Origin of the sequence: Streptomyces anandii JCM 4720 (assembly GCF_014650655.1) — a bacterium.
Classification (GTDB): domain Bacteria; phylum Actinomycetota; class Actinomycetes; order Streptomycetales; family Streptomycetaceae; genus Streptomyces; species Streptomyces anandii.
This window is the reverse complement of the sequence record NZ_BMVJ01000002.1, coordinates 274,505-282,545: the sequence shown is the minus strand read 5'-3', so window position 1 is coordinate 282,545 and position 8,041 is coordinate 274,505. Positions and strand designations below refer to the sequence as shown.

Sequence of the window (8,041 nt, the reverse complement as noted above, 5' to 3'; positions counted from 1 at the left end):
CGGCGTCCTGACCGTGAAGAAGCGCGGCTCGGCCGTCGAGCCGGAGGAACTGCGCCGCAAGGTGCTGCCGAAGCCGCACGGCCCGAACGCGGTGACGGTCTTCCTCACCCGGGTGGCGGGCGCACCGACGATGCTGCTCGGCCACCCGGCCCGCTGAGCACCGCCCAACCGGGCGCCGCCCAGCCACGCTCGCCACGCGCCCGCGTCAGCCGACCTCGCCGGCCGCACTCGTCAGCCGCACTCACCGGCGCGGCGCAGCAACAGCTCACGCTCCCGGGCGTTGCGGGTGAGGGAGGCCGCGCGCTCGAACTCCGTGCGGGCCTCCGCCGTCCGGCCGAGGCGCAGCAGGAGGTCGGCACGGACGCTGGGCAGCAAGTGGTAGCCGCGCAGGGCGGGTTCGGCGGTGAGGGCGTCGACCAGTTCCAGGGCGGGCCCCGGCCCCTCGGTCATCGACACGGCGACCGCTCGGTTCAGCTCCACGACCGGGGACGGCGACCTCACCGCGAGCAGGCCGTAGAGGGTGGCGATGGCCCTCCAGTCGGTCTCCTCGTAGGTGTAGGCGCGGGCGTGGCAGGCGGCGATGGCGGCCTGGAGGGCGTACGGGCCCGGCGCGCCGGTGAGGGTGGCGTCGGCGCGGGCGAGCGCCGTGACGCCCCGGGCCACGAGCATGCGGTTCCAGCGACGGCGGTTCTGGTCCCTGAGCAGGATCGGGGCGCCGCCGGGCGCCGTGCGGGCGCCCGCGCGGGAGGCCTGGAACTCCAGCAGCGCGGTCAGCCCGTGCACCTCCGGCTCCTTGGGCATCAGTCCGGACAGCAGCCGGGCCAGGCGCAGCGCGTCCTCGCACAGCGCGGGGCGCAGCCAGTCGTCGCCGGCGGTCGCGGCGTAACCCTCGTTGAAGATCAGGTAGATGACGTCCAGGACCGAGCCGAGGCGGGCCTCGCGGTCGGGGCCGTAGGGGACCTCGAAGGCGACGTTCTTCGTCGCCAGGGTGCGCTTGGCCCGCACCACGCGCTGGGCGACGGTCGGCTCGGGCGCGAGGAAGGCGCGGGCGATCTCGGCCGTGGTCAGGCCGCCGAGGAGCCGCAGGGTGAGCGCGATCCGGGCCTCGGCGGACAGCACGGGGTGACAGGTGGTGAAGACCAGGCGGAGCAGGTCGTCGTCGATGTCGTCGGGGGCGGGCGGCTCCTCGGGCGGCGCCGGGACGGCCGTGGAGTGGAGGTCGCGGCCGATCTCCGCGAGCTTGCGGGCGTAGGTCTCGCGGCGGCGGACCAGATCGACGGCGCGGCGGCGGGCGGTGGTCATGAGCCAGGCGCCCGGGTTGTCCGGCACGCCGTCCCCGGGCCACTGCTCCAGCGCCGCGACCAGCGCGTCCTGGGTCAGCTCCTCGGCGATGCCGACGTCCCGCACGACCCGGGCGACGGCGGCGACCACGCGCGGGGTCTCGAGACGGAAGACGGTCTCCAGGGCCCGCGCGGCGGCTCCCGCCGAGCCGGCGGGCCCGGTGGACGCGAGCGGCCGGGTGGACGCGAGGGGCTCGGTGGGCTGTGGTTCCACAGCCCACCATGCAACACCCTCAGAACCCCCGGCCACCACCGGCCAATCCGACCGAAACCACCGACCGCCCGCGCCCGACCGGCCCCTCAGCCCTCCGCGATCTCCCGCACCTCGCAGGTCACCGTCCAGTACTCCTCGTGGGTCTTCAGGAAGCGCTGGGTCCACTCGACGGCCTCGTCCATGTCCTTGCACTGCATCAGCGCGTAGCCGCCGACGACCTCCTTGGACTCGGTGAACGGGCCGTCCGTGACCGCCAGCTTCCCGCCCTCCCAGTGCACCCGCTTGCCCTGGCTCTGCGGGGTCAGTCCGGCGGTGTCGAGCATGACGCCCGCCTTGGTGATCTCCTCGATCAGCTCCCCCATCCGCTGCATCAGCTCGGGGCTCGGGCCCTCGGCGGGGGCGGTGCTCTCGTCGACGCGCACGAGCGACAGGTAACGCGGCATGGTGACTCCTCGGGTTCTCACGGCGGGCGTTCGGTGTTGTCTCTTCCCGCCTCTCACCCAGTGCGTCGAACGGCGGCGGCCCGTGTCGACAGGTCCGCGGAAATTGCCCGAGTATTTTTTCCGGCCGCCTCGCGACGAGCGCCGGACGAACTCGGCGAAACTTTCGAAGCCGGGCGCAACACCGGCCCCGCCGGGCCTCACGCCCCCGGTGCCGCCGTGCTGCTGCGCACCACCAGGCTGGTGGCCAGCTCCACGCGGGTGGCCACCGGCGAATCCTCCTCGCGTCCGAGGTCCAGCACCAGCTTCGCCGCCGCCTCGGCCATCTCCGTCAGCGGCTGCCGTACGGTCGTCAGCGGCGGGCCCACCCAGCGCGCCACCGGCAGGTCGTCGAAGCCGACGACGCTCAGGTCCTCCGGGATGCGCAGGCCGAGCTCGCGAGCAGCCTCGTACAGACCGAGCGCCTGGAGGTCGTTGCCCGCGAAGACGGCGGTCGGCCGGTCCTCACGGCGCAGCAGCTCCACGCCCAGCCGGTAGCCGGCCTCGTGGTGGAAGTCGCCGGTGAGGATCAGGGACGGGTCCACCGGCAGCCCCGCCGTCTCCAGCGCGGCCCGGTAGCCGTCGACCCGGGCCCGGCTGCACATCATCCGCGAGGGCCCGCTGATCGCGCCGATCCGGGTGTGCCCGAGCTCGACCAGGTGCCGGGTGGCGGCGAGCCCGCCCTGCCAGTTGGTCGCGCCGATCGAGGGCACGTCGGTGCCGGGGTCGCCCGCCGGGTCCATCACCACGAACGGGATGGAACGGCTGGTCAGCAGCGCTTGCTGGGACTCGTCCAGGCCGGACAGCACGAGGATCACGCCGTGCGGGCGGCGGGCGGCGACCTGGTCGGCCCAGGTGCGCCCAGGGGTGAGCCGGCCCGCGCTCTCGGAGAGCACCACGCTCAGCCCGGCGTCCCGCGCCACGTTCTCCACGCCCCGGATGACCTCCATCGCCCAGGCGCTCTCCAGCTCGTGGAAGACCAGGTCGATCAGCGGTGAGCGGGTCGCCTCGGCGCGCCGGCGCCGGTAGCCGTGGGTGCGCAGCAGCTCCTCGACGCGGGTGCGTGTCGACGGGGCGACGTCCGCGCGCCCGTTGAGGACCTTCGAAACAGTCGGAGCCGACACTCCGGCCGCGCGGGCGATCTCGGCGAGCGTGGCGGTCTGTGTTCCTGCGGTCTTCGTCGGCTTCATGGCCGCGATCGTATCTCTGCGCGACCCCTTGACGAACCCCCTCCACCGCTTTAGGTTCCCGGAACATTCGAAATAACACCCGAAACATTCGCCGACCTTGTGAGAGGTGCCGTCACATGGAGTCCTACAGCAGGCGCTGGTTCCTCGGCGCCGGCGCCACCACCCTCGTCTCGGCCGCCGGTCTGACCGCCTGTGGTTCCGGCAGCGGCTCCGGCGGCTCCGGCGGCACGATCACGGCGTTCGTGTACGGCGACGACGCGGTGAAGGTGCAGGCCAAGGCGGTCAGCCGGTTCAACGCCTCGGCGGCCGCGAAGAAGGCCGAGGGCAAGGTCAAGCTGGAGAAGGTGCCCGGCTCCGACTACCCGGCCAAGCTGCGCACCGCCATGGGCTCGCCCAACGCCCCCGACGTGTTCTTCAACTGGGGCGGCGGCTCCATCAAGGCCTACAAGGAGGCCGGCCAGCTCGTCGACCTGACCGACACCATCAAGTCCGACCCGGTCCTCAAGGACGGCTTCCTGCCCTCCGTGCTCGCCGCCGGGGCGCTGGGCGGGCGCAACTACGGCATACCCATGCGCGGCATGCAGCCGGTGATCCTCTTCTACAACAAGACGCTCTTCGCCGAGCACAAGCTCCAGCCGCCCACCACCTGGGACCACCTGCTCGACATCAACGCCAAGCTGAAGAAGGCGAACATCACCCCCTTCGCGCTCGGCGGCGCGGACATCTGGCCCGAACTGATGTGGCTGGAGTACCTCGTCGACCGCATCGGCGGGCCGGAGGTCTTCGACAAGATCAAGAACGGTGACTCCTCCGGCTGGGGCGACCCGGCCGTCCTCAAGGCCGCCGAGACCGTCAAGCAGCTCATCGACGACGGCGCCTTCGGCAAGGGCTTCAGCTCGGTGGCGTACACCAACGGCGGCGCGCCCGCGGTCTTCGCCAAGGGCAAGGCGGCGATGCACCTGATGGGTTCGTGGGAGTACTCCACGCAGCTCGGCAAGTTCCCGGACTTCGCCAAGAAGGACCTGGGCTGGTGCGCGTTCCCGAAGTACGAGGGCGGCGCCGGCGACATCCGCAACGTGGTCGGCAACCCCACCAACTACTGGTCGGTCAACGCCCGTACGTCCAACAAGGACGCGGCCCTGGCCTTCCTGCGCGACTGCGCCTCCGAGAGCTACGCCAGGGACCTGGTGGCCAACGGCGACATCCCGACCACCTCCAACGCGGCCAAGCTGCTGGACGCATCCCCCAACCCCGGGTTCGCCAAGTTCCAGTACCAGATGGTGCAGCAGGCCCCCGCCTTCACGCTGAGCTGGGACCAGGCGGTGGACCCCAGCTCCTCCACCCCGATGCTCACCGAGATCAACAAGCTGTTCGTGGGGAAGTCGACGCCGGCCCGGTTCGTGGCCGCGCTCAAGGAGCTGAAGTGAGCACTGCCGTCACCCCGGGGAACGGCAGGCGGGCCGGCAGGCCCGGGAAGGGCGTGCGGGCCGGGCGCCCGCACGCCTCCTGGGCCCTGCCCGCCGTGCTGTTCTTCACCTTCTTCGCCGTCGTCCCCATGGCCCTGGCCTTCTACCTGTCCTTCACCAAGTGGAACGGCCTGGGCGACCCCCAGCCGGCCGGCCTCGCCAACTGGAAGAAGCTGCTGGACGACGACCGACTGACCCAGTCCCTGACGGTGACCGTCCTGCTCACCGTGGTCAGCTGGGCCTTCCAGACGGTGGTGTCCCTGCTCCTGGGCGTGTGGGCGGCGGGCCGGCAGCGCAACCGCGCGGTCCTCTCGGCGGTCTTCTTCGTGCCGTTCCTGCTCTCCTCCACGGCGATCTCACTGCTCTTCTACGCCCTGCTCGACCCGAACTTCGGCATCATCCACAGGGACACCCTCGGCTCGACCTCCGGCGCGTTCCTCGCGATCGTCTTCGTGGGCGGCTGGCAGTTCATCCCCTTCCACACCCTGATCTACCAGGGCGGGGCCCGGCAGATCCCCGAGGTTCTCTACCAGGCCGCCGCCATCGACGGCGCCGGCCGCTACCGCCAGTTCTTCTCCATCACCCTGCCCCAGCTGCGCAACACGGCCACCACATCCGGCGTGCTGATGATCGTCGGCTCGCTGACGTACTTCGAGACCGTGCTGATCCTGACCCAGGGCGGCCCGGGCACGGACACCGCGATCCTGCCGTACCTGATGTACGAGGCGGGCTTCAAGAGCTACGACTTCGGCTACGCGAGCGCCATCGCGTCCTTCCTGGTCGTGGCCGCCACCGCGCTGTCGCTGCTGCTGGTCAGGCTGACCGGCTTCGGCGCCATGCGCAGCACCAGGGAAGGAATGTGACGCAGTGTCGCACGGCACTCTGCACCGCCCGCGCCCGGTGAGGGCCGCCGAGCGGCGGACCCCCGCCGGCCCCTCCCGCGTGCGCCGCCACTGGACCAGGCGCCCCAACCCCCTGGCCGGGATCGGCTCGGCGGTGTGGCTGGCGGTCGTGATCGTCCCGATCTACACGATGATCTCGATCTCGCTGACCAGCCAGGACAAGGCGCTCGGCAACAACGCGCTCAAGCCGCCCACCGACCCCACCCTGGACAACTACAACACCGTCCTGCACAACGGCTTCCCGCACTTCCTGCTCAACACGGTCATCGTGGCGGCGGCCGTCGTGGCGATCGTCCTGGTCCTGTGCCTGCCGCTGTCCTACGTGGCCGTGCGCTCGCGCACCTTCTGGTCGGGCTCCGCCTTCCGGCTGTTCCTGCTGGGCGTGGCCATCCCCGCACAGGCGGTCGTGGTCCCCCTCTACCTGATGATCGCCAAACTGAACCTCTACGACAGCCTCGTCGCCGTCATCCTGCCGACGGCGGCCTTCGCGATGCCCGTGTCGGTGCTGATCCTCACCGGCACCCTGCGGGACATCTCCGAGGAGATGTACGAGGCGATGGCGCTCGACGGCGCCTCCTCCACCCGGATGCTGTTCCAGCTGGTCATCCCGATGACCAAGGGCGGCATCAGCACCGTCGTCATCTACTCCGCCCTGCAGGCCTGGAACAACTTCCTCTTCCCGCTGATCTTCACCCAGTCCGACGGCCCGCGCGTGCTGACGCTCGGCCTGTTCAACTACGTCAGCCAGTTCGGCGTGAACATCCCCGCCCTGCTCGCCTCGGTCGTCCTCTCCGGCATCCCGATCTTCGCCGTCTACCTGGTGGCCCGGCGCGCCCTCGTGGGCGGCCTGATGGGCGTGGGCGGCAAGTGAGCACCCCGGCCCGCACCCTCTCCCGACGTCACTGACAGGAGTTCCATGAGCACCGCCCCCTGGCGCGACCCCGCCCTGCCCGCCGCCGCCCGCGTCGACGACCTGCTCTCCCGGATGACCCTCCGGGAGAAGTCCGCCCAGCTCTACGGCGTGTGGGTGGGCGCCGCCACGGACGGCGACGGAGTCGCCCCGCACCAGCAGGCGATGAACACCGACTACGACTGGGAGGAGCTGATCACGCTCGGCCTCGGCCAGCTCACCCGCTCCTTCGGCACCGCGCCCGTGGACCCGGCGCTCGGCGCGCAGGCCCTCGCCCTCGCCCAGCGCCGCATCGCCGAGGCCGGCCGCTTCGGCATCCCGGCCGTCGCCCACGAGGAGTGCCTGGCCGGCTTCACCGCCTGGGGCGCGACCGCCTACCCGGTGCCGCTGGCCTGGGGCGCCACCTTCGACCCCGGGCTGGTGGAGGAGATGGCCGCGCGCATCGGCCGCGACATGCGCTCGGTGGGCGTGCACCAGGGCCTGGCCCCCGTCCTCGACGTGGTCCGCGACCCCCGCTGGGGCCGGGTGGAGGAGACCATCGGCGAGGACCCGTACCTGGTCGGCACGATCGGCACCGCCTATGTGCGGGGCCTGGAGTCGGCGGGCGTCGTCGCCACCCTCAAGCACTTCGCCGGGTACGCCTCCTCGGCGGGCGCCCGCAACCTCGCCCCGGTGCGGGCCGGGACCCGGGAGTTCGCCGACATCACGCTGCCGCCGTTCGAGATGGCGCTGCGCGAGGGCGGCGCGCGCTCGGTGATGGCGGCCTACACGGAGACGGACGGCGTCCCCGCCTCGGCCGACCCCCGCCTGCTCACCGGGGTGCTGCGCGAGGAGTGGGGCTTCACGGGCACGGTGGTCGCCGACTACTTCGCCGTCGACTTCCTCCAGACCCTGCACCGGGTGGCCGCCGGCCCGGCGCAGTCCGCCGGCCTGGCCCTGGAGGCCGGCATCGACGTCGAACTGCCCACGGTGAAGTGCTACGGCAATGACCTGGTGGACGCCGTGCGGTCCGGGAAGGTCCCCGAGTCGCTGGTGGACCGCGCGGCCCGCCGCGTCCTGCTCCAGAAGTGCGAACTGGGGCTGCTGGACGAGGACTGGGACCGGCGCGCCCCGGACGCGGCGGCCGGGCCGGTCGACCTGGACTCCCCGGCGAACCGGGCGGTGGCCCGGCGCCTGGCCGAGGAGTCGGTGGTGCTGCTGGCCAACCCGGACGGCGTGCTGCCGCTCGCACCGGACACCCGGATCGCGGTGGTCGGCCCCCGGGCGGCCGACGCGCTGGCCATGCTCGGCTGCTACTCCTTCCCCTCCCACGTGGGCACCCTGCACCCGGAGATGGACACGGGCATCGAGATCCCCACCCTGCTGGACGCCCTGCGCGGCGAACTGCCCGACGCGAAGGTGACGTTCACCGAGGGCTGCGAGGTCTCCGGCTCCTCCACCTCCGGTTTCGAGGAGGCGGTGACGCGGGCCTCGGAGGCCGATGTGTGCGTGGCGGTGCTGGGCGACCGCTCGGGCCTGTTCGGCCGGGGCACCTCGGGCG

General features: G+C 72.0%; 8 protein-coding genes. 5 read left to right on the top strand and 3 right to left on the bottom strand.

All coding sequences use genetic code 11. The features are described 5' to 3' along the window. Window positions 1–157, top strand: a 157-nt coding sequence (locus IE249_RS36140) for a THUMP-like domain-containing protein (protein ID WP_444544803.1), incomplete at its 5' end; no start/stop codon positions are given. A gap of 74 nt (window positions 158–231) precedes the next feature. Here IE249_RS36140 and IE249_RS04510 read toward each other — a convergent pair. The 3 genes from IE249_RS04510 to IE249_RS04500 form a co-directional block, all read right to left on the bottom strand. Beyond that, window positions 232–1,464 carry an RNA polymerase sigma factor gene (locus IE249_RS04510; protein ID WP_229857634.1) on the bottom strand — a complete coding sequence of 411 codons (1,233 nt, stop codon included), beginning with the start codon at window positions 1,462–1,464 and terminating at the stop codon, window positions 232–234. Between the two features lie 176 nt (window positions 1,465–1,640). Next, window positions 1,641–1,997: a YciI family protein gene (locus IE249_RS04505; RefSeq protein WP_189703437.1), complete on the bottom strand. Its 357-nt coding sequence runs from the start codon at window positions 1,995–1,997 to the stop codon at window positions 1,641–1,643. Window positions 1,998–2,194: 197 nt separating this feature from the next. Next, on the bottom strand, window positions 2,195–3,223 hold the full coding sequence (locus IE249_RS04500; protein WP_189703436.1) for a LacI family DNA-binding transcriptional regulator: 1,029 nt from the start codon (window positions 3,221–3,223) through the stop codon (window positions 2,195–2,197). Between the two features lie 116 nt (window positions 3,224–3,339). Between IE249_RS04500 and IE249_RS04495 the strand changes: the two genes are divergently transcribed. The 4 genes from IE249_RS04495 to IE249_RS36135 form a co-directional block, all read left to right on the top strand. Beyond that, complete coding sequence (locus IE249_RS04495) at window positions 3,340–4,650, top strand: ABC transporter substrate-binding protein (protein WP_189703435.1); 1,311 nt, start codon at window positions 3,340–3,342, stop codon at window positions 4,648–4,650. Next, window positions 4,647–5,552 (top strand): carbohydrate ABC transporter permease, encoded by a 906-nt coding sequence (locus tag IE249_RS04490; RefSeq protein WP_189703434.1) that lies wholly within the window; start codon window positions 4,647–4,649, stop codon window positions 5,550–5,552. Before IE249_RS04495 ends, IE249_RS04490 begins: the two co-directional genes overlap by 4 nt. 4 nt (window positions 5,553–5,556) lie before the next feature. Further along, complete coding sequence (locus IE249_RS04485; RefSeq protein ID WP_373304343.1) at window positions 5,557–6,462, top strand: carbohydrate ABC transporter permease; 906 nt, start codon at window positions 5,557–5,559, stop codon at window positions 6,460–6,462. Window positions 6,463–6,507: 45 nt separating this feature from the next. Next, window positions 6,508–8,041 (top strand): glycoside hydrolase family 3 protein (locus IE249_RS36135; protein ID WP_229857497.1); only part of this gene is annotated, 1,534 nt, incomplete at its 3' end.

Coding starts and splice junctions, on each gene's coding strand:
- IE249_RS04495 (WP_189703435.1), top strand. CDS start 3,340: ATGGAGTCCTACAGCAGGCGCTGGTTCCTCGGCGCCGGCGCCACCACC.
- IE249_RS04500 (WP_189703436.1), bottom strand. CDS start 3,223: ATGAAGCCGACGAAGACCGCAGGAACACAGACCGCCACGCTCGCCGAG.
- IE249_RS04505 (WP_189703437.1), bottom strand. CDS start 1,997: ATGCCGCGTTACCTGTCGCTCGTGCGCGTCGACGAGAGCACCGCCCCC.